Source organism: Chlamydiales bacterium (assembly GCA_016185065.1).
Lineage (GTDB): Bacteria > Chlamydiota > Chlamydiia > Chlamydiales > Rhabdochlamydiaceae.
Window position 1 is genome coordinate 412,050 of record JACPOL010000008.1, and the last position, 26,613, is coordinate 438,662.

Annotated in this window: 24 protein-coding genes and 2 tRNA genes; 12 read left to right on the plus strand and 14 right to left on the minus strand. The window is 48.3% G+C overall.

Going from position 1 to position 26,613, the window contains the following annotated elements:
* Positions 1 to 55: 55 nt before the first annotated feature.
* The gene (locus HYX48_05860; protein ID MBI2743426.1) at positions 56 to 1,432 is read left to right on the plus strand and encodes an amino acid permease; all 1,377 of its coding nucleotides are present in this window, start codon (positions 56 to 58) and stop codon (positions 1,430 to 1,432) included.
* 198 nt (positions 1,433 to 1,630) lie between these two features.
* Here the strand turns inward: HYX48_05860 and HYX48_05865 are convergent.
* From HYX48_05865 to HYX48_05895, 7 genes are all read right to left on the minus strand, one after another.
* A tRNA-Ser gene (locus tag HYX48_05865) sits at positions 1,631 to 1,715 on the minus strand.
* Positions 1,716 to 1,765: 50 nt separating this feature from the next.
* Positions 1,766 to 2,818 carry a phenylalanine--tRNA ligase subunit alpha gene (pheS, locus tag HYX48_05870; protein MBI2743427.1) on the minus strand — a complete coding sequence of 351 codons (1,053 nt, stop codon included), beginning with the start codon at positions 2,816 to 2,818 and terminating at the stop codon, positions 1,766 to 1,768.
* Positions 2,819 to 2,830: 12 nt separating this feature from the next.
* Positions 2,831 to 3,187 (minus strand): 50S ribosomal protein L20, encoded by a 357-nt coding sequence (gene rplT / locus HYX48_05875; protein ID MBI2743428.1) that lies wholly within the window; start codon positions 3,185 to 3,187, stop codon positions 2,831 to 2,833.
* 33 nt (positions 3,188 to 3,220) lie between these two features.
* Positions 3,221 to 3,415, minus strand: coding sequence for a 50S ribosomal protein L35 (gene rpmI / locus HYX48_05880; protein ID MBI2743429.1), 195 nt, complete (start codon positions 3,413 to 3,415; stop codon positions 3,221 to 3,223).
* The gene (locus tag HYX48_05885) at positions 3,384 to 3,950 is read right to left on the minus strand and encodes a translation initiation factor IF-3 (GenBank protein MBI2743430.1); all 567 of its coding nucleotides are present in this window, start codon (positions 3,948 to 3,950) and stop codon (positions 3,384 to 3,386) included. Before HYX48_05885 ends, rpmI begins: the two co-directional genes overlap by 32 nt.
* Entirely contained in the window at positions 3,947 to 5,491 is a 1,545-nt protein-coding gene (locus tag HYX48_05890; GenBank protein ID MBI2743431.1) for a hypothetical protein, read from the minus strand. The genes HYX48_05885 and HYX48_05890 overlap by 4 nt, the downstream gene beginning before the upstream one ends.
* Before the next feature lie 15 nt (positions 5,492 to 5,506).
* Positions 5,507 to 5,580: transfer RNA gene (locus HYX48_05895), tRNA-Val, on the minus strand.
* 86 nt (positions 5,581 to 5,666) lie between these two features.
* On the opposite strand from HYX48_05895, the gene HYX48_05900 reads away from it, so the two are divergent.
* Both HYX48_05900 and HYX48_05905 read left to right on the plus strand, forming a co-directional pair.
* Complete coding sequence (locus HYX48_05900; GenBank protein MBI2743432.1) at positions 5,667 to 6,263, plus strand: methyltransferase domain-containing protein; 597 nt, start codon at positions 5,667 to 5,669, stop codon at positions 6,261 to 6,263.
* Between the two features lie 95 nt (positions 6,264 to 6,358).
* Positions 6,359 to 7,168 carry a hypothetical protein gene (locus tag HYX48_05905; GenBank protein MBI2743433.1) on the plus strand — a complete coding sequence of 270 codons (810 nt, stop codon included), beginning with the start codon at positions 6,359 to 6,361 and terminating at the stop codon, positions 7,166 to 7,168.
* On the opposite strand, the gene HYX48_05910 is transcribed toward HYX48_05905, so the two are convergent.
* The 5 genes from HYX48_05910 to HYX48_05930 all read right to left on the minus strand — a co-directional run bounded on the left by HYX48_05910 (position 7,139) and on the right by HYX48_05930 (position 11,010).
* Positions 7,139 to 8,323, minus strand: a complete 1,185-nt coding sequence (locus tag HYX48_05910; GenBank protein ID MBI2743434.1) for a bifunctional folylpolyglutamate synthase/dihydrofolate synthase — start codon at positions 8,321 to 8,323, stop codon at positions 7,139 to 7,141. The genes HYX48_05905 and HYX48_05910 overlap by 30 nt on opposite strands.
* Positions 8,320 to 9,141 carry a PHP domain-containing protein gene (locus HYX48_05915; protein ID MBI2743435.1) on the minus strand — a complete coding sequence of 274 codons (822 nt, stop codon included), beginning with the start codon at positions 9,139 to 9,141 and terminating at the stop codon, positions 8,320 to 8,322. Before HYX48_05915 ends, HYX48_05910 begins: the two co-directional genes overlap by 4 nt.
* Positions 9,138 to 10,016 (minus strand): UDP-N-acetylmuramate dehydrogenase, encoded by an 879-nt coding sequence (gene murB, locus HYX48_05920; protein ID MBI2743436.1) that lies wholly within the window; start codon positions 10,014 to 10,016, stop codon positions 9,138 to 9,140. Before murB ends, HYX48_05915 begins: the two co-directional genes overlap by 4 nt.
* A 33-nt stretch (positions 10,017 to 10,049) precedes the next feature.
* A complete protein-coding gene (gene nusB, locus HYX48_05925) occupies positions 10,050 to 10,475 on the minus strand; it encodes a transcription antitermination factor NusB (GenBank protein ID MBI2743437.1) in 426 nt (141 codons plus the stop codon).
* A 70-nt stretch (positions 10,476 to 10,545) separates the two neighbouring features.
* Positions 10,546 to 11,010: a DNA starvation/stationary phase protection protein gene (locus tag HYX48_05930; protein ID MBI2743438.1), complete on the minus strand. Its 465-nt coding sequence runs from the start codon at positions 11,008 to 11,010 to the stop codon at positions 10,546 to 10,548.
* Positions 11,011 to 11,128: 118 nt separating this feature from the next.
* On the opposite strand from HYX48_05930, the gene HYX48_05935 reads away from it, so the two are divergent.
* The 6 genes from HYX48_05935 (at position 11,129) to HYX48_05960 (ending at position 17,264) form a co-directional block, all read left to right on the plus strand.
* Complete coding sequence (locus tag HYX48_05935; protein MBI2743439.1) at positions 11,129 to 11,719, plus strand: 3'-5' exonuclease; 591 nt, start codon at positions 11,129 to 11,131, stop codon at positions 11,717 to 11,719.
* A gap of 356 nt (positions 11,720 to 12,075) precedes the next feature.
* Positions 12,076 to 12,882: a TIGR00159 family protein gene (locus tag HYX48_05940; protein ID MBI2743440.1), complete on the plus strand. Its 807-nt coding sequence runs from the start codon at positions 12,076 to 12,078 to the stop codon at positions 12,880 to 12,882.
* 10 nt (positions 12,883 to 12,892) lie between these two features.
* Positions 12,893 to 14,143 (plus strand): hypothetical protein, encoded by a 1,251-nt coding sequence (locus tag HYX48_05945; GenBank protein MBI2743441.1) that lies wholly within the window; start codon positions 12,893 to 12,895, stop codon positions 14,141 to 14,143.
* Positions 14,144 to 14,145: 2 nt separating this feature from the next.
* Positions 14,146 to 15,285 carry a glycosyltransferase family 4 protein gene (locus HYX48_05950; protein ID MBI2743442.1) on the plus strand — a complete coding sequence of 380 codons (1,140 nt, stop codon included), beginning with the start codon at positions 14,146 to 14,148 and terminating at the stop codon, positions 15,283 to 15,285.
* Positions 15,276 to 16,532 carry a hypothetical protein gene (locus HYX48_05955; protein ID MBI2743443.1) on the plus strand — a complete coding sequence of 419 codons (1,257 nt, stop codon included), beginning with the start codon at positions 15,276 to 15,278 and terminating at the stop codon, positions 16,530 to 16,532. Before HYX48_05950 ends, HYX48_05955 begins: the two co-directional genes overlap by 10 nt.
* Before the next feature lie 12 nt (positions 16,533 to 16,544).
* Positions 16,545 to 17,264: a 16S rRNA (uracil(1498)-N(3))-methyltransferase gene (locus tag HYX48_05960; protein MBI2743444.1), complete on the plus strand. Its 720-nt coding sequence runs from the start codon at positions 16,545 to 16,547 to the stop codon at positions 17,262 to 17,264.
* 157 nt (positions 17,265 to 17,421) lie between these two features.
* Here HYX48_05960 and HYX48_05965 read toward each other — a convergent pair whose 3' ends face one another.
* Positions 17,422 to 19,134, minus strand: a complete 1,713-nt coding sequence (locus tag HYX48_05965; GenBank protein MBI2743445.1) for a hypothetical protein — start codon at positions 19,132 to 19,134, stop codon at positions 17,422 to 17,424.
* A 205-nt stretch (positions 19,135 to 19,339) separates the two neighbouring features.
* Here HYX48_05965 and HYX48_05970 point away from each other — a divergent pair, with 205 nt between their 5' ends.
* Positions 19,340 to 19,684: a hypothetical protein gene (locus HYX48_05970; protein MBI2743446.1), complete on the plus strand. Its 345-nt coding sequence runs from the start codon at positions 19,340 to 19,342 to the stop codon at positions 19,682 to 19,684.
* Positions 19,685 to 19,753: 69 nt separating this feature from the next.
* Positions 19,754 to 20,875 carry a hypothetical protein gene (locus HYX48_05975; GenBank protein MBI2743447.1) on the plus strand — a complete coding sequence of 374 codons (1,122 nt, stop codon included), beginning with the start codon at positions 19,754 to 19,756 and terminating at the stop codon, positions 20,873 to 20,875.
* Positions 20,876 to 20,881: 6 nt separating this feature from the next.
* Here HYX48_05975 and HYX48_05980 read toward each other — a convergent pair whose 3' ends face one another.
* Positions 20,882 to 22,474 (minus strand): peptide chain release factor 3, encoded by a 1,593-nt coding sequence (locus HYX48_05980; protein MBI2743448.1) that lies wholly within the window; start codon positions 22,472 to 22,474, stop codon positions 20,882 to 20,884.
* A 201-nt stretch (positions 22,475 to 22,675) separates the two neighbouring features.
* Here HYX48_05980 and HYX48_05985 point away from each other — a divergent pair, with 201 nt between their 5' ends.
* Positions 22,676 to 26,497 (plus strand): autotransporter domain-containing protein, encoded by a 3,822-nt coding sequence (locus HYX48_05985; protein MBI2743449.1) that lies wholly within the window; start codon positions 22,676 to 22,678, stop codon positions 26,495 to 26,497.
* Positions 26,498 to 26,613: the final 116 nt, after the last annotated feature.

Here is a 26,613-nt window from a genome sequence, read left to right on the forward strand (position 1 = left end):
TAGAAAGGCGGAGAATGTACATAAGCTGAAGAATATGAACCAGAAAAAATAGTACATGCGCCGCAGAGTTTTAACCTTTTTTCAAGTGGTGATGATCAATGTCATTGCCGTCGATAGCATCCGCAACCTCCCCTTTGCAGCCACCTACGGATTTACACTCGTCTTTTTCTATCTCGCTGCTGGGCTTCTCTTCTTTCTACCTGCAGCACTTGTAGCAGCAGAGATGGGAACGGGCTGGCCGACAACTGGAGGGCTCTACATCTGGGTGAGAGAAGCTTTTGGCAAAAAGGTCAGCCTTGTGATCCTCTGGCTCAACTGGCTCTACAACCTCTTCTGGTTTCCCACAATCATGGCCCTCATTGCAGGAGCAATCACCTATCTCTTCGATCCAGCTCTTGCAACAAACAAGATCTACATGGCCTGCACGGTCGTCGCTCTCTTTTGGGGAATCACCCTTATCAACTGCTTCGGGATGAAACTCTCTAGCCAGTTCAGCTCGTTTGCTGCAATCTTTGGCACGCTGCTGCCCATGCTTGGAATCATTCTACTTGCAGTCTGGTGGATCGTCAAAAAAGAGCCGATGCAGATCAGCTTCTCTTGGGAGCACTTTCTTCCCTCCTCATTCGACTACGCAAATGGCGCCTATCTTACGAACGTCCTATTTGGTCTGATCGGGCTTGAGATGTCCGCTGTACACGCAGAGGAGATGCGAAGCCCAGAACGCGACTATCCCCGTTCGCTCTTCCTCTCTGCACTCATCATTCTTGCGACCACCATCCTCTCTTCTCTTGCGATCGCCATCGTTGTGCCAGATAAAGAGCTCAGCCTCGTTACGGGCACACTGCAAGCCTTTGCAACTTTTGCTGATATCCTCAAGTTCTCCTGGATACTGCCACTCGCTGCGCTTTTCATCGCATTTGGAGGTCTTGGAGGTGCTGCAGCTTGGATCATCGGCCCATCGAAGGGGCTCATGGTGGCAAGTAAAGATGGCTCTCTGCCGCGCATTCTCATGAAGGAGAATCGCCATGGAGTTCCCATCAACGTTCTCATCTTACAGGCCATTATCGTCACACTTCTATCTACGGCTTTTGTTCTAATGCCAACCGTCAGCGGCTCCTTCTGGCTCCTCTCCCTCATGACAGCACAACTCGCCCTCGTCGTCTACATCTTCATGTTCGCAAGCGCCCTCATCCTCCACCACAAGAAACCGCACGTCTATCGCTCCTTCAAGATCCCCGGAGGACGCATCGGCATCTGGATCATAGCCTCAATCGGCATCCTCAGCTGCATCTTCGTCATCGGCCTCGGCTTCATCCCCCCTTCACACACACCCATCCAGAACATCCTCGCCTACGAGCTCATGCTCATCGGTGGCATGCTCCTCTTCGCCGTCCTCCCCTTCCTCTTCCTCCTCAAGAGAAGAGCGCGCTAAGCCGAAGACTCTTTGATTGAGCGAAGCGAAATCCCTGGAGTGCGGTGCTCTGCACCGCCTTAATTTTTTAAGATCTTAAGGACAACTATGCTTGAGGAAAAAGTCAGGGCGGCGCAGAGCACCGCACTCCAGGGATTTCGCTTCGCTCAATCAGGGAAATAAAAAAGCCATGAGGCCCGGAGGTCTCATGGCTTAGGACGGAAGAGGTAGGATTCGAACCCACGGTCGGTTGCCCGACTGCTGTTTTCAAGACAGCCGCGATAGGCCACTCTGCCACTCTTCCTTAAGAATGCACACTAGTTTAATTCGAGGGAGAAAATTCCGCAATCCAAATTAGAATTGGTTAAGGAAGCGCATGTCGTTTTCGAAGAAGAGGCGGATGTCGCGTACGCCGTAGCGCAGCATGGCGAGACGCTCGATGCCCATGCCCCATGCAAAGCCGCTGTAGACCTCTGGGTCGATTCCGCCATTGCGGAGGACCTCTGGGTGCACCATGCCGGCGCCGAGCACTTCTAACCAGCCCGTCTGCTTGCAGAGCCTGCATCCTTTGCCTTCACAGGCGGTGCACTGAATGTCTAACTCCATCCCGGGTTCTACGAAGGGAAAGAAGCTGGGTCTGAAGCGGGTTGGAATATCTCTCTTAAAAAGTTTACTGCAGAACTCGTTCATCGTCGCAAAGAGATCTGCGAAGGAGACGCCCTTATCGACATAGAGGCCGTCGATCTGATGAAAGAAGACGTGGGAGCGGGCGCTGATGTTCTCATTGCGGTAGACGGCACCAGGGCAGATGATGCGTAGCGGAGGCTTATGGCTCTCCATTACACGCAGCTGCACGTTGGTGGTCTGGGTGCGCAAGAGAAGGTCAGGGGTGATATAAAAAGTATCCTGCATGTCGCGGGCAGGATGGTCTTTAGGAAAGTTTAGCCCTTCAAAGTTGTAGTAGTCCGAATCGATCTCAGGGCCGAGCTGAACTGAGAAGCCCATCTCTGAAAAGATGTCTATTAGCTCATCCATCATCTGAGTCAAGGGATGTTTTCTGCCTAAGAACTGGCGTCTGCCAGGCTCTGTGACATCCAACTTCTCCCGCTCAAACTGCTCTTTTAAATGGATCTCTTTGAGGCCAGCTGCTGCTTGTTCGCAGAGCTGTTCGATCTCTTCTTTAATCTCATTGACGAGTTTACCGAAGAGAGGACGCTCCTCTTTAGAAGCATTGCGCAGTTCTAAAAGGAGCTCTTGGACAGGGCCTTTTTTACCGAGATACTTAACCTTGAGCTGTTCGACATCTCTGCCTTCTTTAACAGCTTTCAGGTCGCCTTGAAAGGCATGACGAAGCGATGCAAGCTTAGCAGACAGGGTCTCCGAACCAGCTTCATCGCCTCTATTCATTTTCTCTTCTCTTTATGCAAGAGCTTCTTTTGCTTTGGTTGCAACAGCCGCGAATCCTGCAGGGTCGTTAATTGCCATATCAGAAAGCACTTTACGATCCAAGAGGCATCCTGCTTTCTTGAGGCCGTTTATGAGCCTGCTGTATGAGAGTCCATTCATTTTAGCAGCTACACCGATGCGAGTGATCCAAAGCGAGCGAAAGTCTCTCTTCTTCTGTTTACGGTGAAGATAGTTAAACGCCATTGCTGAAAGAACAGCATCTGCAGATAAGCGGATGTGGTTCTTTCTATCGCCGACGAAACCTTTAGCTTGCTTGAGAAGTCTTTTTCTCGAACGATGCGCAGCTACGGCATTTGTTACTCTAGCCATAGTATTCCTTTATTGGTATTGATTAAGCGTTTTTTATACACAGATTAAACGTCTGTACATCTTTGTTTGTCCTGCATCCACAACAGCATCTTTACGCAGATGTCTCTTGCGTTTTGCAGATTTCTTCGTCAACTTGTGACGACGTCCAGGACGCTGACGTAACAACTTGCCAGTCCCAGTAACTTTGAATCTCGATTTAACCGACTTGCGGGTTTTCATTTTTGGCACGGTGACTCTCTCCTTCCATCTCTTTATGCGTTTTTTTCTTAGCTCCAGGCGCTAGGATCACAGCAAGGCTTCTGCCCATCATCTTGGGTGGAGACTCTGGTGCAGCGATGTCCGATAAATCTTCGCACATGCGCTGTATCGCTCTTTCGCCGAACTCTGTGTGCATCATCTCTCTTCCGCGGAATACGCAGACGATGCGAACTTTGTTACCTTTTACAATAAACTCTCGAGCATGCTTCAGCTTAACTTGGATATCGTGATCGTCGGTGTTAGGCTTAAGCTTAATCTCTTTAACCTTCACTTGGTGCTGAGATTTTTTGCTCTCTTTCTCTTTTTTAGTCTGCTGATAACGGAACTTTCCGAAATCGATGATTTTGCATACTGGTGGGTCGGACGAAGCTGAAATTTCCACCAGATCAAGACCTACCTCCTCTGCACGCATTAGCGCCTCTAGAAGAGGGAGAACGCCTAACTGGCCGCCATCTTTATCGATCACTCGCACGCGAGGTGCACGAATTTCTCTATTGATTCTCAAGCGCTGCTAGTCCTACTCGTTTGGTATAATCTCTGAATAAAGGTTTCTATACTCATCTCTTCTGTGTTCTCGGGAGAGAAAGAGCGCACGGTAATCAGTTGAGCTCTTCTTTCTCGTTCACCTAACACTACGACCCACGGGATCTTTCTGCTAAACGCTCCGTGCAGTCTCTTTGCCAGCTTCTCGTCTTTCGTGTCTAGAGTTGCCTCGAGACCTGCTTCACGTAAAAGCTGAAAAATCTCCATGGCATACTCGTCTTCCTTTACTCCTATCACTCTCACCTGTTCGGGTGCGAGCCAGAGAGGGAGCTCTCCGGCGCAGTTTTCCAGCACCAGGGCTATCAGCCTCTCCAGAGAGTTAAAGAAAGAAAAGACCAGTGTGGCTTCCGTCAAGAGCCCTCTGCAGTCGATACCTACAAATGGCCCCACCCACTCCTGTCCCATTCCATCTTGGATCCTCACTTCTACAGTAGGACCCGTCTCATTTTTTAAGCTCTCTTCTACATCGAAGGGGATGCTCAAAGCTCTCATAGCCTCTTCAAGAAGCCGCCTTGCATCTCCTTCTCCGGACTGCTCATCGCAAGAGAAGCGAAGTAGAAATCTGGACTTAAAATGGAGAATTTTAAGCATCTTACAGATGATTTGCAAGGAAGAAATACATATATTTAAAAGCTGATCTTTACCGCAGAAGATGTGGGCGCGATCGACAAACTGTGACTCAGGGGAGAGCAGCCCCCTCTCCCACTCCTCAATATCGCACTCATCTTCCACCCAAAACTCAACGAACCGATTATGACTCTTCTGTCTGTGAAGAAAATATTTGCTGTGGTTTTTGGTAACGTCAGTCCCTAGACTTCTAGTGGAAATACACTCAAAATTTTGTAGAGCTAGCTCCTCTTTCCAGAGATCGATGAGCCTCTTCTTCACCTTCTCGCCGCGCGCATGCCAGACTAAATTTCCATTTATCGAAGAGAAGAGATCGATCTCTTCACCAACAATTAGATGGTCTCTTTGCGGAAATTCGTCGCGTCTTTTTAAAAACTCTTTTAACTCACTGCGCTCAAAAAATGCGGTTCCGCTAATCCGCGTCACCTCTTCTCCTCGGTAGCGCTGCTTCTTTGAAGAGGAGAGCAGGCGGAAGATCTTCACATCCCAGCACTGCTCTGCAGTGAATGGGTGCGCGCACAGGTCGGTAAACTCCCCCATCTGAAAAAGGGTGAGAAGCTGAGCTGGACTCTCTCCTGCACTTTCGGCCAGAACCTGTTGCCTGTTGTGGTTGAAGTAGGCGGCCGCTGAGAGCGGGACCATCTCTAAAAATTTGACGGGGCGTCTTTCTCTAACGATCTGCCCCATCCGCTCTTCAAGCAAATTAAGGAGCTCGGAAGTGAATGGAACGCGAAAGACGAAGTCGTAGCAGAAACCGTGCGGGGTGAGATGAGAAGATACGAGAAGAGTATTGGGAAAGAGCTCCATTACGGCGGCGGCCAGCACCTTTGAGGCAGCCTGCCGGAGCTCTTCAAGCGAACAGTTTAATGTCTCCATTTCTTCTATAAGTGTTGGGATATAGCTGACTCGAACAGCTGACCTCCACGATGTCAACGTGGCGCTCTAACCAACTGAGCTAATACCCCATAATAAAAAAATTTACGATTAGAGATCTTACATCAAAGAAGGATTGGTTGCAAGGAGCAAACATAATCATCTATACTCCCTTCCGATGTTTGATAATTTTGCTCTATTCTCTAAACCGACAGATCTCGCCCACTCCTACTGGAAGAAGATCTTGGGTCCGGGCGACTCAGCGATCGATGCAACATGCGGCAATGGGAAGGACACGCTCTTTCTTGCAAAGCATATTGTTGAAGGAGGGAGAGTGATCGGTATCGATATACAAGAAGAGGCCCTCGCCAAAACGAGAGAACTTCTCAAAGGCGAACTTACACCTGAACAGCTAGAAAGAGTCTCTCTCTTTCGCCAGTCGCACGCAGCTTTTCCACCCCTCGCAAATGAACTTAAAATTAAAATTATAGTTTACAATCTCGGTTATCTGCCTGGTGGAGATAAAAAAATTACTTCACAAACAGAGAGCACGCTTGAAAGTTTAAATAAATCTTTGTCAATTTTGGCGCCTGGAGGCGTCATTAGCGTGACCTGTTATCCCGGTCATGAAGAGGGCTTGTTAGAACAAGAAGCTCTTCTTCAACTACTTACACCTCTCCCCTCTTCTGCATGGAGCGTATGCCACCATAAATGGCTTAATCGCAACCTAGCTCCTTCTCTTATTATTATTCAGAATAAAAATAACGCTTCATAAATTGTCTCTTAATTAGCAAAGGAGTACAATTATAGTACAAGAGATGAGAATCTCCTGTATACAAAATATAATAAAAAATAATATGAGAAAAACCTATGGCAATCACAGATGTACAACTGTTCGGCAGCATGCAGCTGCTGGACGTGGAAGTAGAACAGGTTGAAAAGAGCTTTGAGGAGATCGAGCATCAGCTCGCACTGCCTCATTCATCGCAAGATTATTACCAGCTCTTTGTCGACCTCGACAAGGCTCTTAAACCTATTAAAGAGCTAAAAAAAGGTGCCGCGACTTTAGAGAATTACGGAAGAAAGTTTCTTGAACGCCTAAGCTTGATCGAGCAGAAAGCTCCAACTATTTTTGGAGAGCTCATCTCGCTGGCGGTCGATCGTGAAGTGGTCGAAATAAAAAGCGAAGCTGAAAACCTCCAAAATTCTCTATTAAGCGGGAATCTTTTAAACGTCGCGAAAAAGGTGGATTCTTTAAAACAGCATATTTCAAATCTGCTGCATGACAACGCGCTCTCAAGAAAAAACTTAACCATTATTGGTTCAGTTGAACGCTTTGTTTCGATGGTTGAAAAGTTCATCGAAATGGCTCAAGAGGCGCATGAAAATCTGCAGCTGAGTGATATGCAGAGGGCGAATTTAAGCCAGAATCTGAGTGTTTTCGAACGAGATCCCGTTTCAGCAGAACTGCTCATGGAGATCTTTGAGGTCGCAGAACTCTTCGAATCTGGCAGCTGCAATGCGGTACGAAGAAAGCAGCAGCTCCACCCAGCTCTGCAAAGACGACTAGAAGTTCTTAAGGGAGAGCTTGAAGAGCGCTTCGGCCACTCTTCAGATCAGCTCTACGCCCCAGCACTTCTAGCTCTCGCCTTAGAGCTGAGCCGCGGTAGTCCCGTTTAATAGAGCCTCGCGGGCTTCTTGCATAATGAAGAAGCTGCCGCAGATTAGAAGAATTGCGCCAGCATCTTTTGCCTCCTCTGCAGCCAATTCAGCTGTAGAGGAGACATTTTCTCCCTCAACAAAGCGTGTGAATCCCCTTTTACGAAGAGCCTCACCCAGCACCTCAACTCGGGCTGAACGCTCTCCCTTTGCTTGCACCAAGAAGATCTTCTCCGCTCGCTCAGAGGCGAGCTCTAAACACCTCTCATACTCTTTATCTCTGGACATTCCCAAAAGAACATAGAATTTGGTTTCAGGATAGAAGTGCTGAGCTGCTTCGAAAAGACGGGAAAAGCCGTCAGGGTTGTGCGCAACGTCAAAGATAAGCTCTCCTCTTCTTTCAAAACGGCAAGGAGGCCTTGATCGTAGCCCTTCGTTAATTCCCTCATCTGTAACGGGAAGAAGCTCTTTCAACCATTCTAGTGCTGTGCGCGCCGTCGACGAGTTCTCAGCATCATAAAAACCAGAAGCTTCAGGAGCGATACGGCAAGGAGCACCTAGATCCTGCGCCCTTTTTAGAATTGGTGCAAAAACGGCTTTTGAGCCAAGAACCAGAGGTACATTGGGTTTCAATATCCCCGCCTTTTCTCCGGCTATCTCATCAAGCGTATCCCCGAGAATATGCGCGTGGTCGCGGCTGATAGAGGTAATCACAGTGAGGAGAGGATCGATTACATTTGTTGCATCAAGGCGTCCTCCTAAGCCTGTCTCGATAACTGCCACGTCGACCTTCTGCTGCCTGAAGTAGTCGAAAGCAAGCGCTGTTGTTAGCTCAAAAAAGGTCGCTGGAATCGCATTTGTATCGATATATTTAAAGAGAGCTTCAATTCCCGCGGTAATAGCCTCTTCTGAGATCCACTCTCCCTGGACTGTAATGCGTTCGCGAAAATCTTGAAGATGAGGAGAGGTGTAGAGCCCCACTTTTAAACCAGAGAGCTGGAGAGCCTTTGCGATCTTGGTAGATACGGAGCCCTTCCCGTTTGTACCAGCGATATGAACTGTAGAGTAGGCTTGGTGTGGGAAATTAAGAAAAGCAGTGAGAAGACGCGGAATCTCCAGATTGAGTTTTACCGCATCGGAGGTCATGCGAAAGAGACGCTCGTAGATGTGATTCATGCTCGCCTCTGAAAAATCTTGTGGAAGCTCTCCTCATTAACCCAAGATGAACCGAGAGCGAGATACTGCTTATCATCCCCATGAAAATCAGAACCACCACTGATTAGAAGACCTTTTTTCTCTGCCAGCTTCACCCACCTCTTTTCAATATCCGGAGTGAATTTTCCATAGTGGCACTCGATCCCATCAAATGGAAGTTTAAGCAGTTCATTAACAATATCTGAACGATCCAGCAGATGGGGATGTGCGAGAAAGGCTTTACCTCCGGCTTCGTGGATGATTGAGAGTGTCTCCTCAGATGAGAAGGCCTCACCCTCATCGAAGCAGCTCTTTCCATCGCCTATGTAAAGATTAAAAGCCTCTTTAATGGAAGAGACGTACCCCTTTTCAATCATGAGCTTTGCAATGTGGGGTCTGCCAATCGTCTTTGCGTCTGGCCACAGGCGCAAGAGCTCCTCGGGGGTTACGGGCATTTTTCGAGCTGTCAATTTCGTTAAGATCTTCAGATTTCGTTTAATCCTACGCTCCTGATGTCTCGCGCAAAAGGTGTGGATAGTAGAGGAGTTAATAGGAAAGTCATAGGCGAGGATATGAACACTTACTTTCTTAAATACACTGGAGAATTCCACGCCAGAGCCAAGAAGAATGCCCTGCTTCTCAGCCTCTTCTCTTGCAGTCTGGTAAGCGTCTATCGTGTCGTGATCTGTGATTGCAAGGCCTGAGAGCCCTACCGCTTTTGCGAGTCTTACAAGTTCAACTGGTGTAAGTGAGCCGTCAGAGCAGGTAGTGTGGCAGTGTAGATCCGCTCGAAAAGTCATTGGACAGCTTGGTAAGGGATGTATCGAATTTCCATCTCGAGGTCGAGTCCCGTTTTCTGATGGACCGTCTCTTTTACAAATTTTGCAAGTTCAAGAACATCTTGGGCCTTTGCGCCACCAGCATTGATAATGAAGTTTGCATGAAGCGTAGAGACTCTTGCGCCCCCGATCTCTTTTCCTTTAAGCCCGCACTGCTCAATCAGCGCACCAGCTGCGCCTCCTGAAGGATTCCTGAAGACGCACCCAGCAGAGGGATCGCCGTAGGGCTGCGTGCGCGTTCTATATTCGACAATACCGAGCTGTTTTTCCCGCGCATCCTGCGAAGGAGTGAGCTGAAAACTCGCCGCAACAATCGCACCCCTCTTTTTCTGAAAAATGGAGGAGCGATAACCAAATTCTAAGTCTGTTTTTTGCAGCCTTTGCAGCTCGCCAGTTTCTGTTACGTAGGAGACCTCAACAAGCGACTCTTTTGTCTCGCGGCCGCTTGCGCCGGCGTTCATGTAAACAGCACCCCCCACTGATGCTGGGATGCCAGAGGCAAACTCGAGCCCCGACCACTTATTGCGAGCGGTCTGCACTCCGAGCAGCGAGAAGCTGTATCCTGCGCCAACGTAAAAAAGCCCCTCGGGTTTTTCTTCGCAAAAAGCAATTTTATTGAGAATAACCAGACCGTTGTAACCCCGGTCGTCAAAAAGGGAGTTGGAGCCTTTGCCAATGATCAAAAATGGTAGTGAGTGAGAAGAGCAGTAGGCGAGAAGCTCTTGCATTTCAGGAATTGTACGGGCTTCAGAGAAAAAACGTGCGGGTCCACCGATTCCAAAGGTCGATAGTTCGCTTAAAAGTTTGCCTTGTATAAAACGTCCAGATATATCCATTGGACGTCAGTGTAGTACGGGGAGTGTTTTTGATCAAACAGATGCTAGAGTCGCCTGCTTTCCCTGATAGGCCTTATCAAGGATGGCATTGATGAAAGAGGAGGCTTCGGCTGTTGCGAACTTCCGAGAGAGGCGGATAGCCTCAGAGATGGAAACAGTGCCGGGCATCTCTGGCTCGTACATCAGCTCAAAAAGCCCGAGGCGTAGAATTGAGCGCTCGACGCGAGGAATGCGGTCGAAGTTATAGTCTTTAGAAAGAGCTGCGATAGTGCGGTCTATCTCTGGAAGATGTTCAACAATCTGCTGAAGTCGCGCCTCTGCTTCCCGAAGAGCGCTTTTAGGGACTTCGAGCTGCTGCATGAGCATCTCTCTCGTCTCCCCTTCGGTCTCTTCCGAAAAGTCGCGACTAAATAGAAGCTGAAAAACGATCTCTCTAAATTTTTGTTTTGAAAGCGCCATGCGGACTATCATAGCAGGATGGCACTTTATTAACCACTGGAGGTAGCAATAGCAAAAATTTTATTACAAATTAGAGATGGCTGCGGAGCATCCAAGCGGATTTCTCATGCGCGCCTAGCCTTCGCGCCAGTAGATCTAGGGTGGCCTGATCTCTCTCTTTTTCTGCAACTTCTGTTAATTTTCTAGCTAGGCAGATGACGCACTCGTTGGCTTTCACAAGATGTTTGATCATCTCATTCGAGCTCTTGAGTTTCCCCTCTTCAGAAATAGAACTTAATTTTTTAAATCCAGAGAAGGTGGCATCCACATGAGCGCCCAGAGCACGGATGCGCTCTGCGATCTCATCGATCGCTCCGCTCAGCTCCTCATACTGCTTCTCAAATAGCAGATGAAGTGCAAAAAAGTCGGAACCTACGACGTTCCAGTGAAAGTTCTGTGTTTTTAAATAGAGAGCATAAGTTTCTGCAAGAAGTTTAGAGAGGCCATCGCTTACTACTTTTCTGCTCTTCTCATTCATTCCTGAGCTAATTTCCATAATTCACCTCTCTCATTTTGGTTTTATTTTTTTAATAACAGAAGAGAAGGGATAAAACTATAGAAAAATTCTCAACCAGTTCGTAGACTTGGCAGATTAACTTTAATTAGTCGGTGATATGCTAGGCATATTTCTAGATACAGAGACGAGCGGCCTCAATGCTCTTAAGCACCGGCTGCTTGAGATCGCGTTCAAAATCGTCGATGTCTATTCGGGCGAAGTCAGAGCTCAATTTCATAGCGTCATCTACCAAACTCCTGAGCAGTGGCAAAAAAGCGACAAAGAGAGCTTAAAGATCAACGGCTTCACATGGGAAGAGATCGAGAAGGGAGAGAAGCCCGACCTTGTTGCCAGCAAGATCTTAGAACTACTCGCTGCCCATTCAATTAAACGAGGCGAAGCTGTTTTCATCTGCCAGAACCCATCTTTTGACCGCGCTTTTTTTTCTCAACTGATCGATCCAGACCTTCAGGAGAAGCTTCTCTGGCCCTACCACTGGTTAGACCTTGCTTCCATGTACTGGGCGCGCAGCATGGAAAAGGGAAAGAGCAATCCCGAACTCTTTCCATGGAAAACAGGGGTTTCCAAAGATAAAATCGCCGCAGCTTCCTCCCTTCCCGGAGAGGGCAAACCCCACCGCGCGATGAAAGGCGTCGAACACCTACTTCTCTGCTACCAGACCGTCGTCGGATTCCCCGGGCGGAGCTAGGAAAGCGCGCTCGGAGAAGAAGGCCCGCTGAAGAAAACGGACATTAATGGACGGGAAACGGACGAGAATGGACAAGCGGGCAAGAAAGAACGAAGAATAGACTCTCTTTCTTTCTGCAGCGCGTGTCCGTTTCCGTCCTTTTCCCGTCCATTAATGTCCATTCCCGTCCATTTCTTCTCCCAGCGCTCTTGATTTAGTTTGCCGGCAACACCTTTTATGCTTACAATGACATTTTTGGTGGAGCTCTCTCATTTCTGCGCTTCATAGAGTTCGCGTGCACCGCGATCCTATGATTTACCTGATCTCATTTACTTAAGTGCCTCTTCCATATAATAATTTCTATTTTTAAGGGTTACATGAGCTTCCTTGCTCTCTTCCAATCTCTTACCCCTCTCTTCGAGATGATGATCATCGCCATCATGCTCAACTACTTGCTCTCGTTTTTCTGGAATACCCGCTCGATGGATCTGGTTTTAGGGCTAGGAGCATTTCTTCTGATTTTTGCTGCATCATCCTGGTTCAACCTGCCGATCCTGCACAAGATCATGTACCTGGTCGTCAACGTGGCAGTTATCGCCGTACTTATCATCTTCCAACCAGAGCTGCGCGTTGCCCTTTCAAAGCTTAGTCTGAAGGGAAAGCGGTATAAGGAGATCACCGAGTTTGATAAGTTTTTAGATCAGCTCGCAAACTCGACATACCGCCTATCTGAAAAACGCACGGGAGCGCTGATTGTTTTAGAAAATCAGAACTCGCTTTCTGAGTATGCGAACAAAGCTGTCAAATTAAATGCGAGCTTCTCCTCAGAGCTACTCGAAACTATTTTTACAGCTGCAACTCCACTTCATGATGGTGCTGTTGTCGTCCGCGACCAGACGATTCTCGCTGCTGCTGTAATCTTGCCGCTTGCAGAAGACAGCTCTCAAGTCACTGGATCGATCGGAACGCGCCACCGCGCCGCCCTTGGAATTAGCCAGATTACAGATGCGTTAATTATTGTGATTTCTGAAGAGACCGGAAAGGTCTCCATCGCGCGGGACGGTGTGATGACGCGCGGGGTTAAGATCGATCGCTTCAAGGGAATTGTGCGCAGTATCTTCACTCCACCGATTAAAGGAACTCATAAAGAGGGCTTCAACATCCTAAATTGGCTGCGCGGGTAACATGAGAAACATGAGATCGCTTCTAAATGCTTTTGTTTTGCAGAACTGGCAGAGAAAATTGATCTCGGTCGTCCTTGCGATCGTGATCTGGTTCTCTGTCCACCTCTCGCTTACCTCCACCAAAACGCTCAGCAACATTCCTGTGCGTATTGCTAACGTCCCTTCTAATAAAACCGTGGAAGGACTGCAGCATAATGGCCTTCTCTCAAGACGGATCACTCTCAGCCTAGTAGGCAATAAAAAATTACTCGACGACCTCTCTTCTCACGACTTGGAAGTCGTGGTTGATGCAGCAGATAAACCAGAAGAGTGGATCGCATCTCTCACCAAAAAAAATCTAGTCTCTCTAAACCCAGAGATAGATCTCTCATCAGGCATTTCGCGCATCTCTCACCAGAGCTTTATCATTCGCTTAACTAAGCTTGTCAGCGAAAAGATTCCTGTTCTCATCACTCGCCCTGTCGGTGAGGCTCCTCGAGACTACCAGTTCCTCGACGTGTGGCCCTACCAGCTCCACATGACAGTCTCGGGGCCTGAGGAGATGGTTAAACACTTAAAAGCGAAAGGGGTTAAGTTAACGTTCAATCTTCACGAGATTTCAAAATCGCACCTCGATGAACTCGCCTCTGAACAGAACCAGAACAACAAAGATGTCGTCAGCTTCTACGTTCCAGATCTCTGGAAGCAGATTCAACTTCCCCTTCTCTCCGATCAACCACTTGAGATCAATGATCCACAAGCTGAAGGTCTCAGGATCGATTTCGTCCGTTCTAATCTGTTGCCCATCGAAAAACCGATTCCAATTTCACTTTACGTCCCCCCCAAATATGCAGCGATGATCGACGCGAAGACCCTTACTCTGTCGCCATCTCCGATTCTAGAAAAAATCGGAAGCCTCTACTTCTTAAAGACTCAGCTGTGTGCAAAAGGAGTTAGCTTACCCTTCTTAAAAGTGGTAAGGGAGATGATGGAGCTGATGGTAATTGTCGTTCCGAGCAGCGAGAAGAGCACTCTAGAGGTAAGCCTGCAGTTCATCAACCCTCGCGCCATGGAAGAGCGCTACGTCTCCATGATGCTCTCCGACACATCCGATAGCGAAGTTCAAGGTATTCAGCCAGGACTTCGAGAGGAGTATTTAAGAAACCGCTTCCGAAACTACATGAATCGCCTTCAACTTGCCTGGCCAGACGACACGCGCGTCAACCTCAAAGCTGAACTCGAAGGCACGACTGTTTCTATCAAAGAGACAGCACATCTCTGATTATGCCAAATAGACGCGTTGCGATATTGAAGAGCGGCGCCCGCGAGGCGCAGAGCGGAGGCCTTGAAAAATACACTTCTAGGCTTGCGAAAGCCTTTCTGGAAAAGGGGTGCTCGGTCACGCTGCTTACAAGCGGAACACCTAAAGATCTACCTGCAGGCCTAGAGACCTTCACACTCTCTTCGACGAGCAAGCTGAGCTTTCGTAAATTGAAACAGTTCGATCAGTTCTGCCAAAAAAGAGTTGATAAGACCTCGCCTGAGATTGTTTTTGGTATGGATAGAAACCGCTTTCAAACTCACTTGAGAGCCGGAAATGGAGTGCACGCTGCCTACCTTGAGATGCGCTCTACATCTGAAGGTCTACTAAAAAAGGTCTCCTTCGAGCTGAATCCCCTCCACCGCGCTCTATTAAAAATTGAAAAAGAAGCGTTTGAACACCCAGCTCTTGAGCGCCTCTTCACAAACTCGCACATGGTGAAAGAGGAGATCCTTCGCTACTACAGTACAGACCCCAAAAAAATCTCTGTTGTTCACAATGGAGTCGAGTGGCAGGAGATGAGCTCCCCTTTCGAAAAATGGGCAGAGCAGAGAGCCCGCATAATGTCTGCATTCGATTTAGATTCGGATCTATTTCACTTTCTTTTTGTTGGGCATAATTTTCGCAGAAAAGGGGTGGAGCAACTACTGAGAGGAGCCTCTCTTCTACCCAATGAGAAGCTGCACATCTCAATTGTAGGTCACGATAAGAACCTCAAAGAGTACGAAGAGCTCGCTGCCGATTTAAACCTCCAGAGAAAGGTCCGTTTTTTTGGAAGCCGCAAAGAGATCCTCCCCTTCTACCAGCTGGCTGACGCACTCGTTATCCCCTCTTTTTACGACCCCTTTGCCAATGTGACCGTTGAAGCCCTGGCCATGGGCCTTTTTGTCGTCTCCTCAAAGTCGAATGGTGGTCATGAGGTTCTCACGGAAAAGAGCGGTCTGACAATTGAAGATTTGAACTCCCCAGACGCAATGGCCTCCGCCCTAAAAAAAGCTTTAAATAGAAGAAAAACCGAGAAGAGTGCATCAGAGATACGCGAGAGTATTAAACACCTGGATTTTTCCAATCAGCTCAATCAGATCGTCAAAGAATGTCTTTAGTTAACCGAGCCTCCTTTTACCTGCTGCGGGCGGTAACCTTTCCCGTCACACTCCTCTCCTACTCTCAGATCCACGCCCTCGGCCGCGCACTTGGAACTCTCTCCTACTTTCTGCTGCCCAACTTCAGAAAACGAGCCTTAAGTAATCTTGCACTCGCATCCTCTCTATCGCTCTCCGAAAACGAGATTAAAAGACTTGCTATTCAATCGTTTCAAAACTTAATGATCACCTGCCTCGAATATGCCAAGCTGGACAAAGAGAGCGACATTTCCCGTATTGCAACCTGCGTAAATCCAGAAGCCTCCCAAGAGATCATGAAAGAGGGCAAGGGAGTGATCTTCTTCTGCGGCCACCAGTCGAACTGGGAGATCCTCTTTCTCGAAGGCACAACCCGGATGCCTGGAGTCGCAATTGGAAGGCCAGTTAAAAACATGATGCTCTACAACTGGGTTCTCTCTATTCGTCAGAAGTTTGGCGGCAAAATCATCTCTCCAAAAGAGGCCGTAAAGGAGGGACTACGCGGTCTTAAAAAAGGCTGCTTCCTAGGCATCGTTGGCGATCAGGGGATGCCGGATAGCGGCTTCTCCTCTCCCTTTCTTGGTAGACAAGCCTGGACCTCTCCCCTCCCCGCTCTTCTTGCTCACCGCACTGGAAGACCCATCATTGTCGCTTCGACAAAGCGCGTGGGCGGCAGATATCTCATTCACTACTCAGACCCGATCTGGCCAGATCAGACCCAGCCTGCAGAACAGGAGATCCCGCGCCTGATGCAGAAGAGCCTTTCGCTTTTTGAAGAGAGCATAATAGAAAACCCGGGAGAGTGGCTCTGGCAGCACAACCGCTGGAAGCAGCAGACGCCAGATAGGCTGAAGCGCCGCTTCCGCCACGACTCCATTGCTGTTATTCTCCCCGAAGAGGAGGAGAGCTTCTCAGCGATCGCAAGTGAGCTCGGCGTACTCCGAGAGATCTACCCGCATGAGTTCATCACTCTCTTCATTCCCAAAAAATTTGAGAACTCACCTCTCATCGAAAATGTCGAAAAGCGCACCTACTCAAGCAAAAAAGATCTCCTCGTCCGCGACTTCCGCTTCAAAATGATCTTCAACTTCTCCTCCCACACCGGTTTAAAAGCGCACTTCTGTGCACTTAGCGCCTTCGACGTCGTCGACCTCAAGCAGCTGCAAAAAGCCGCTCCACATGGCGCGCCCCTCTCCCAAATCCTCAAAACCGCCCTCTTACGCACATAATAAAAAAAATCTATGCCGCATAGCCGTTTTTATATCGATGCACCGCTGGAAAGAGAGAAGAGTCTCGCCTTAGAAAATGAGGAGTTTCACCACCTTGTGCGCGTCATGCGCACCGAAGTTGGCGAGGAGATCGAGCTCGTCAACGGAAGAGATCAGCTCGCGCTCGCTCGCGTTGAGAGGATCTCCAAGAGCTCTGCAAGCTTGAAGCTGCTCTCCGTTGAAAAGGAGAAGAGGGTAAAACCAAAGTTAATTTTAGCGCAGGCGATGACGCGCATGCCGCGCCTTGAGTGGCTGATTGAAAAAGCTGTCGAGCTTGGCGCTACCGAGTTCTGGCTATTTCCTTCAGCACTAAGCGAGATAAAAGCGCCCACTCCCTCGCAAACCGCAAGACTTAAACAGATCTGCATCTCTGCAATGAAACAGTCTGGCAGATTAGATCTTCCCTCGATTCAGATCTTCCCTTCTCTAAATAAGCTTCCCAAAGCTGAAGGAACAAACTTCTTCGGCGACCTCAGACCTGAAGCTCCTACGCTCCTAGAAATCTGGAAAAAAAAGCCAGACCTACCGCTTCCATTTACTCTATTTATTGGTCCTGAAAAGGGATTTAAACAAGAAGAGCTCCTACTTCTCGAAAACGAGAGAGGAGCTCTTGGAATTCACCTGCATGCTAACGTGCTGCGCTTTGAAACCGCGGGAGTTGTGGGGCTAACCCTTCTTCAGGCTTTTAACTAGCTTCAGACTTTAACCTATCCGAATAAAATCCCCGTCGATATTTCGGCCATTTTGGCCAAATCTCCTAAATTTTTCCTCGGCTGTAGTTTCTCCAATACTGCGTTCGGAAAAATTTAGAAAATTTGTCTCAAAATCTTCCGAAATCTCATAGGGCATTTTATTCGGATACGTTCTTGATCCATTCGCTGATTGCAGCAGCTTCTTTCTCTTTACCCATGAGAATAAAGCTATCATGAAGCGAACGACAGCCATCTAGCATCATCGCTTTATCGACACCTATGTTACTTTTAAAGAAGTCTAAAAGCTTCTCAAAGCTTGAACTTGGCGCATCCATCTCAATGAGCTGGCGGCCGATTTTGAATGCGAGCCTATACTCACCCGCTTGCAAGAGCACGCGCGCAATGTATACTGCTTGCTCTGCTGGGTGCTCATCGCCTTCTTTGCCACTTGCATCCTTCATCGCTTCCAGCGCTACTTGAGCCTGCTTGAATAGAGTGAGAGACTCTTCTCTAATAGTGGGAAGAGCTGCGAAGCCTTTTTCAAGAGCCTCTTGCATGAGAGAATCAAACGACTTTTCGTTAAGCCCTTCTTCATCGCGGCACTTCTCAAGGCATTCGACGAAAATTTCTTTAAAAAGAGGTGCATGGAGATAATCTAATATCTCGCCGGTCGTGCAAGAAGATTTGGCGCCGATCTGAAGCGCAAAAGTCGTGGCCTTCATCAGAAAGATACACTCTGGAGCAAGACCCAACTTAGCGAGAGTTTTGGCATCATTGTCAGGGTTGAGCTTCTCGATATATTCCAGAACTGCTTTATCCATTGGTAGATCAAGCTGAGGTGCAAAGCGCCAGCCGATGCGAAGCCTACTCTTCTTTGCAGAATCCTCGTCAGTGATATGCGGAAGCGTATAGTCTAGGTCGATCGGAATCAGCTGGATCTCACCTTCACGTGTTGTTTTCCATAAGAGGTTTCCAGTGTGTCCATCTAAGTCGTAGAGTCGCATTCTTAAAAGCGTAGTCATCTGCAGAGCATCTGGAGCAATTTCCAAACGCTTCTTCGGAGGCAGATCTGTGTACGCTCCCTGATTCTTTCTAAAGATTTGCAAGGATCCAAGCTCTTCTTGACGTGTTCCAAGCGCCGAAAGAGGAACGTTTCCTCTGCTTCCATAGCTGCGATCTAAGAGGTAGGCTCCAATCTGTCTTTTAAAAGCGTGGCCCTTTGGAATCGTAGAAAAGACGCCGGCATCCCCGCTTAGAGGTTTAAAAAGCATCATGCGCTCTTCACTCTCTTTTTCGAATACGAAGTAGGAGGCACATGCTGTGCCGCTTCCACTCTTCTTAGTAGGGAGAGCATCGACGGATACTACGGAAGAGGTGATGAATTCAAGAAGCTCATTAAAAACTACAGAATCACCTCTATCCAAGGCTTTATCAAGCCTCTCAAGAACTTTAAGAAACTCGGCTGTATCTTGAATGGACTCGTTTTCAGGGTCCTGAGAGACCTTTCTGAGGCAGTAGGCCTGTATCGTTAAACAGCTCTTAAGAAATTTAGCCACCTTCATGATCCCCTTCTCGCTCTGGAGATAGACCGAAGAGAGCTTCTCGTTTTTCTTGATATGTCTTAAGCAGCGCTTAGCTTTTACTGCTAGCTCTGTGAGTTCCCCATCGAGATTTTTTACAACCTCGCGGTTCAAAAAGCCTTTTAAGAACTTCGAATAGTATTTTATATGCTTTTGTAAGTGAGAGACCTGTTTTCTCTGCGCTGCCATTTTAGGGGTGCTGACTTCTGCTCCCAATTTGGGACTAGAGGATTCTCCACCTAAAGAAAGGGATCCTGCGGTCGGAGAAAGAGCAAGTGATAAAAATGTCATATTAAACACATATTATAATTTTATATATGTAATTATATATAAAAACTTTAATATTATCAAGTTTAATATTTAAATTAACATGCTATATTAACTACTAATAATCAGCGGTTTAAGACGCGGAAAAGTTAAAGTAAAAAATAAGTGTTTAAAATAATAATTTGAATCAATAGGATGAAGATTAACAGAGATTTAAAGGAGTACACTCATGGCACAGCCACAGCCTTCCCCTATGCAACCCAAGAGAAAAGAGACCCCTCTCAACAAGGGACTGCAGCAGATTAAAGGTGAGATCGACAAGATGCTCATAAAAATGCAGAAGGATGAGAAGTATACCCCTAACCGCACTGAACTAGATGCTTATTCAGCTAGAGCCTTTGAGCTTATTCAGAAGTACCACCCCAAAATCGCTTCTAATCAGAAGAACTTGATCTCTGCGGTGATCGATCTTACAGAAGTGCCTATCATGCACCCTAAAATGCAGCGAGTTGCATATCAAGTTGCTTTAAAAGAGGCCTCTAAGAACTTAGAAGACTACTTAGCTAGCAATTAATTTATTGATTAATTGACTTTTGATTTAAAAAATAATAAAATAACTATTATTTTTAACAAAAAGTTAATTATGTCAACAGCATGCGTGCAATTTGGACTTCTGCCTTTTGTTGCAGAAACTGGGAGCGAGCCTTCTTCGAAGAGAAGAAGGGTGAGCTTGGACCGCCTCACCTCTCTTGCTACTCCGCTTATCGCCTATATTCTCTCTTATCTTCCGTTAAAAGAACTTCGAAGAGATGGCTTTTTCACAATTTGTAAAGATGTTAATACACAAGCGATCTATCGCTCTGCAATAAGGACGCTTCGACAGGCCGACAATTTTGATGTTCTCTGGTTTCAGCGCATTTCTAAAAACCGCTTTAATGAAAGCACAACTTACACTCATATTCTCGATAGCATGGAAGGCATGCGGCACTTAACTCTCTGCTCAGAGTCTCGCAATGGCACCTCTCATCGCACACTAACTCTCGTTGATCAAACACTGGCTTCAAAAAGAGCGGATCAACTGACCTCTTTTACAGTTAACGCTGGGTTGTATCTGGATGTTCGAGATGCTCAAGTGAAAAAATTAGCTACCACCTGCACCGCCTTAACTAAATTAGATCTACGAAACTGCCGGCAAACCACAGACTTTGGAATCTCTCACCTCGTAGGGCTTAAACTAGAATCGCTCTCTCTCCATTCAAATCGGCAAATTACCGACACCAGCTGTGTTATGCTCGGAGGAATACCCTCCTTGACGTACCTCTCTCTTTCGAATTGCAGTAGAGTTGCTTATACTGGCGTGGACCACCTTTTACAAACCCTTCCTAAACTCCGCTTTTTTGAAGCAGGAGGTGATATCGGTGGCGGAAGAGGAGATGCATCCTGGGCAATTTCTATGGCTATAGCAAGGCATGGAAAGAATCTAGAGAGCCTCTCACTCGAACCCTGCTTCTATCACGCCGCTCATCTCGTAGAGATTGCGCAAAACTGTAAAAAGCTGGTCCGTATGGCAGTCGGTGGATACAGACAGAGAGAGTTTTATAGAGATCTGGATCTCAACCCTTTAGAGCTTGCTGCTGCACTTAAAAGACATAATCCAAGGCTCGAAGTCACTGGACTTAAGAGAGAAGTTCAACTTGTAGTTGCAAGACCCGTGGCAACTGCTGCAAGTGCAAAAACAGAAACGCGCTTCTGCACCGTGCAGTAATCAGGTTTAAACGAGGACGTCGACGAGTTCGTGCTTGGGGTTCTGCTTAATGGTGTACTGCTTATCCCATTGACTGGTAAAGAGAGCCATGGGGCGCCCCTGCCTATCTTTGACTAGAGCGGAGCTCGTCGACTTCACGAAGGTCTTCATATCCCCCAAAATCCACGCGCTGCACTGATAGGGAAGCATCGTAAGGGTGGTGTCTACGCCATACTCATCTTTCAGCCTATACTGCATTACCTCGAACTGGAGCTGTCCCACTGCAGCAAAGGTAAAATCTCCTTCGCGCTCATAGGATTCTAGCATCTGTATCGCTCCCTCATCGATCAGCTGAAGCAGCCCCTTATCAAACGACTTCCTCTTTCCCACATCTTTGGGATAGAGGCGCGCGAAGATCTCAGGCTGGAATTGCGGAAGGGGCTTAAAATTGAAGCCTCCTGTGATGGAGAGTGTATCTCCGATCAGAAAGAGAGAGGGGTTAATAACGCCAATCACATCGCCGGGATAGGCAAAATCTAGAGTCGTTCTCTCGCCAGCTACCATTCCATGCGGACGAGAGAGGCGGATCTCTCGACCCAAACGGTGGTGCTTCACGATGAGGTCGCGTTCAAACCTACCGGAGCAGATTCGGATAAAGGCCATGCTATCGCGGTGGCGTCTATCCATGTTGGCTTGCAGCTTGAAAACATAGCCGCTAAATGGGGTCGTGATCGGGTCGATCTCCACCTCGGTTCCATCGGGGCGATCGGCAAGGCGCCCATGCGGGCAAGGAGCCAAATGGATAAAAGCGTCAAAAAAGGGCTCTACCCCGAAATTTGTAAGAGCTGAAGCAAAAAAGACAGGAGTGACTTCACCTGAGAGAAACTCTTGAAGAGAGAAGGGATTGCCCGCGAGCTCTAGAAGCTCAAGCTCCTGTTTAAGCGCCTGAAAGGCCTCTTCTCCGATTTTCTCTTTTGCGCTATCTAAAGGAACTCTTGCGATATCAGCCTTTTGTGCGCCCCCGTGGGATGTCTTCGTAAAAAAGAGCGCCTCACTTGTCTCTCTATCCACCACACCTCGAAACTCTTTTCCCATCCCGATAGGCCAGTTCATGGCTGACGAGCGAATCTGGAGCACATTCTCGACCTCATTCATGAGTTCGAGCGGCTCGCGCGCAGGCATATCCATCTTGTTAATGAAAGTAAGAACGGGGATCCTTCTCAGCCGGCAGACCTCGAAGAGCTTTCGAGTCTGCTTCTCAACGCCTTTTGAGGCGTCGATAACCATGATCGCGCAGTCGGCAGCCGTTAGCGTGCGGTAGGTATCTTCCGAAAAATCTTCGTGGCCCGGGGTGTCGAGAACGTTGATGATCGTTCCCTTGTAGGTGAACTGCATCGCAGAGGAGGTGATCGAGATGCCCCTCTCCTGCTCCATCGCCATCCAGTCGGAGGTGGCGGCCTTTCGGCCTTTGCGTCCCTTAACCATCCCCGCTGTCTGGATCGCTCCCGAATAGAGCAGCAGCTTCTCTGTAAGCGTCGTCTTTCCCGCATCAGGGTGACTGATGATGGCAAAGGTGCGCCGCTTGGCAACCGCTTCTCTAATTGCTTCTTGATTCTCCATGAGGGCTCTTATACCCCAAACCCCTTATTAAAATCGACCGCTGAAGAGCGTAAGAGCGCGAGTTACACAGAGAAAGAAGAGGCGCTCTGTGTAAAATTCTTCTGTCTTCTGCCTTTCTTGGGAGTGAAAGTTTTTTTCTGAGATGCAAATTGTGTTTTTGATATGGTGCGAAAAAGATAAAAAAATTTTGGAGAGCTGCTTATGAAAAGAAAGAGTCTAGCCTGCGCATTTGGCTACATCTACTTCACTCTACTCGCTGTACCTTGTGTAGATGCTGCTGTCACTTACACGGTCGACACGAACAGTGATGATATTACAATGGGCAGTGGAAATACCGGATCTCTGCGCTATGTAATGAAACAGATTCTTGTGAGTGAGACAGATCCAAATATCACAATCAACTTCAACGCAGCTCTTGGTACGATCACTCTTACTGATGACCTTCCGATCTTGGCAACCAATGCGGTATCCTCTTCCACGCCATCTACGATCACGATTAATGGAAATGCCAATACAATCGATGGATTTGACTCGTCGGTGCCTGCTAATTATCAAGCCTTCTTTATCACACCGATCTACAGCTATAGTAAGCCTTCAGGCGTGGGCATCACTGTAAATATCGACAATCTCTCCATTGAAAATTGCGGGATCTTAGGTGGTCAGGGCGGATCCGGAGGGTGTGGTGGAGGTGGCGGCTTGGGAGCTGGAGCTGGCATTTTTGTGGATAAGGATGCGACCGTTGGTGTCACTAATACCGCATTTACATCGTGTACGGTTACTGGTGGAACAGGATCGAATGGAGCTACCGTCGCTGCAAGAGGTTCAGGAGGAGGAGGAGGCTATGGAGGAGGTGGCGCCGGCAGTGGCAGTAACGGAGGGGGTGCAGGCGGAGGCGGCGGATTTCGTAGCAACGGAGGATCGGCGGGAAGTTCAGGTGGCGGCGGCGGCGCCGGTGGAAGATGGGTACCTGGGTTAAGCACTGTTGATGGAGGATCCTCGAACAGTATCACCAATTCGGGGGGAGGAGGAGGAGGCACTTTGACGGGTGGAGCAACCACCTCAAGCGGACTTGGAGGCGATGGAGGGAGCAACTTAAATTCGACGGGAGGAGCTGTAGGAACCAATGGCAATGGAGCTGCGGGGGGCCCAGGAACCGGAGGAGCAGGTGGTGGAAATAATGGCCCAGTTATTACATCTGGAGGAGCGGGTGGCTTTGGCGGTGGCGGTGGCGGATCAGGAACTAACTCTCCACTAACCACTGGCGCGGGTGGAGGAGGAGCTGGGGGTGCCTTTGGAGGTGGCGGAGGCTCTTCAACAGGCGCTGCAAGCGGAGGGGGAGCAGGTGGCGATTTTGGAGGCGGTGGTGGTGCCGGAGCAAATAGTGCGACAGTCGGCGGATCCACAGGCGGCAGCTCCTTTGGTGGTGGAGGCGGTGGTGGTGCCAGAGGAGGACCGGGTACTCTCAAGGGAGGAACAGGAGGTTTTGGCGGTGGCGGTGGCGGCGGCGGACCAGGAAACTCTCCGGGCGCAGGCGGGACCGAGGGGGGCGCTGGAAGCGCCTTTTCAGGTACTACAGGCGGCGGCGGTGGTGGAGGCGCAGGTCTTGGAGGCGCACTTTTTGTACGCGATGGCGGTATTTTAGATATCGGCAGCGGCTGCTCTTTTAGTGGCAATAACGCCTTTGGAGGAACGACTGTCGGTGGAGGTGCACATGGTCAAGGAAAGGGAGGAGATCTCTACGTCATAGACTCTACAACCCTCACCTTTTCTGGGGATGCTACCTTCACGGATAGTTTGGCGCTTCCACCAGGAGTTGCATTCCATAAAAAGGGAGTCGGCCTTCTCTCCCTCTCTGTAGCAAGTAGCTACAGTGGAGATACCTTCATCGATGCTGGGGAGTTAGCTGTAGGCGCTGATAACCAGTTAGGAACTGGAACTAACATCAATGTTGGATCAGCCGGAGAGCTGATTGCCGCTGCGACCTTTTCCACATCGAAAAATGTCACTATTAATCTCGGAAGCACAATTGTCGCAGATAGTGGCGCCGCCTTAACGGTGAATGGCACGCTGGATGGAGCAATTGGAGCTTCCTTGACAGTCAACGATGGAGTTAATACTGGATCGCTTCTTTTAACCACTCCCTCCACCACCTATCAGGGAGGTACGACGATTAACAGCGGAACACTCGCTCTTACAAACACTGCGGCTCTAAATAGCGCAGGACAAGTGCAGGTGGTAAGCGGTGGGACTTTTGATATTAGCAGTCTTACTGCGGGAAGCACGCAGATTGGAGATCTGAACAATTCAGGCACTGTGGCTCTCGGAAGCAAAACTCTACAATTTGGAACCTCTACACCCTCCATTACACTCGATGGAGTGATCCAAGATGGAGGAATTGGCGGAGGAACTGGGGGCAGCGTCGAAAAGCTCGGATCGGGAAAGGTCATCTACAACACTCCTAATACCTACACAGGAACTACGACCATTACAAATGGAGAGTTGAACGTTCGAGCCGCTCTCTCAAGTTCCGTTGTCATCGGCGTAAGCGGAACATTGAGCGGAACCGGCCCCGTAGGCTCAGTAACTAGCAGCGGCAAGATCAGCCCTGGCAACTCGATTGGAACAATTAACATCAACGGAACTCTAACACTTAACTCATCCGCTACCACACAGATCGAGGTGGCGCCACTTTCTGGTTCAAACGATTTAATTGCGGTTACAGGAGCTGCAAGTCTTAATGGCTCCCTTCTTGTTGTGGATGATGCTGGTACCTATCAATCATCTCAAACGCATACGATTCTCACAGCTTCGAATGTCACTGGCACCTTCTCTTCTATCTCTGCAACCAACCCCAACTTCACAGTTTCAGTGCTCTATTTTCCTACGTTTGTAGAGCTCACAATCGGCTCCGGAGGCAGTTTATTTAACAACGTTACCATCTTCGGATCGAATGCCAATAGTGTTAAAAACAACATCAATGCGTTAAACGCAGCTGGGGATTTAACAACAGATCCGGATCTTGCAAGCGTTATCGACTCTCTAGCAGGTCAGAGCGATGCCGTTGTAAACGACGCTCTTACCGAGATGGAGCCCTCTCAGTACAGCGCGATGGCAGAGCTTAACACTGAAGTCGGAGCTGAAATCGCATCTATCTTTCATAATAGACCGAATAGAAAGTGTAGCGAATTTAAACCCTACGATATCTGGATAGAGCCCTTCGGAAACGTGTTTGAGATAGATGATCGTGGTCAGCAGACTGGTTTTCGCGCAAAAATCGGAGGCGTTGCCGCTGGATTTGATGCAAAAGTAATGGACAACTGGGTCGTCGGTTTTGGCGGCGCCTACGACCATAGCAGGATCAAATGGAGATTTAATCGCGGCCATGCCGATGTAAACAGCTACTACGGAGCCGTCTATACAGATTATAAAACGTCGAAAGCTTATTTGGGGGCAACTCTTCTAGCTGGAAAAGATAGATACCACGTCTCACGCGGCATCAACTTTGTAACGACCAATCGCCACGCAATTAGCAACTATAACGGGTATGATATCGTAGGTCAGCTCTCGGGCGGACTCTTCTGGGGTACCTCTCGTTTCGTTGCCTCTCCCTACGTGAATTTAGATTACATCTACTTGCACGAGAATAAATTTACCGAGAAGAAAGCAGGAGGCCTAAACCTCAATGTCTCTTCTTATGCAAGCGAAACGTTTAGAAGTGAAACTGGCATGAGCTTCCGCTACCGTTTAGGGGATAGAGATAAGCCCTACTGCTTCACTCCGCTCGTCTCCCTCTCTTGGATTTCAGACGTGCCAATACATCGCGACAAGTACAAAACCACCTTTGTTGGCCAAACCATTCCCTTTGAAATCGTCGGGTGGAACCACACCTGGAACCTCTTTGCACCGAGCGTCGGATTCACCTTCTCTCTGCCCCATTTTGCACTTACCATGCAGTACATGTCAGAGATTGGCAGCGGCTTCTTTGCGCAAAAAGGGAACATCCGCCTCGACTTCACCTGGTAGAATGGACAAACTAAAGTTGTAAGATTTTCTAACTAATTAGAAATTAACAACTTGCGTTATTTTTACTTATGAAGTAAAATATTTACTATTACACCAATTTGTATTATAATAATAAT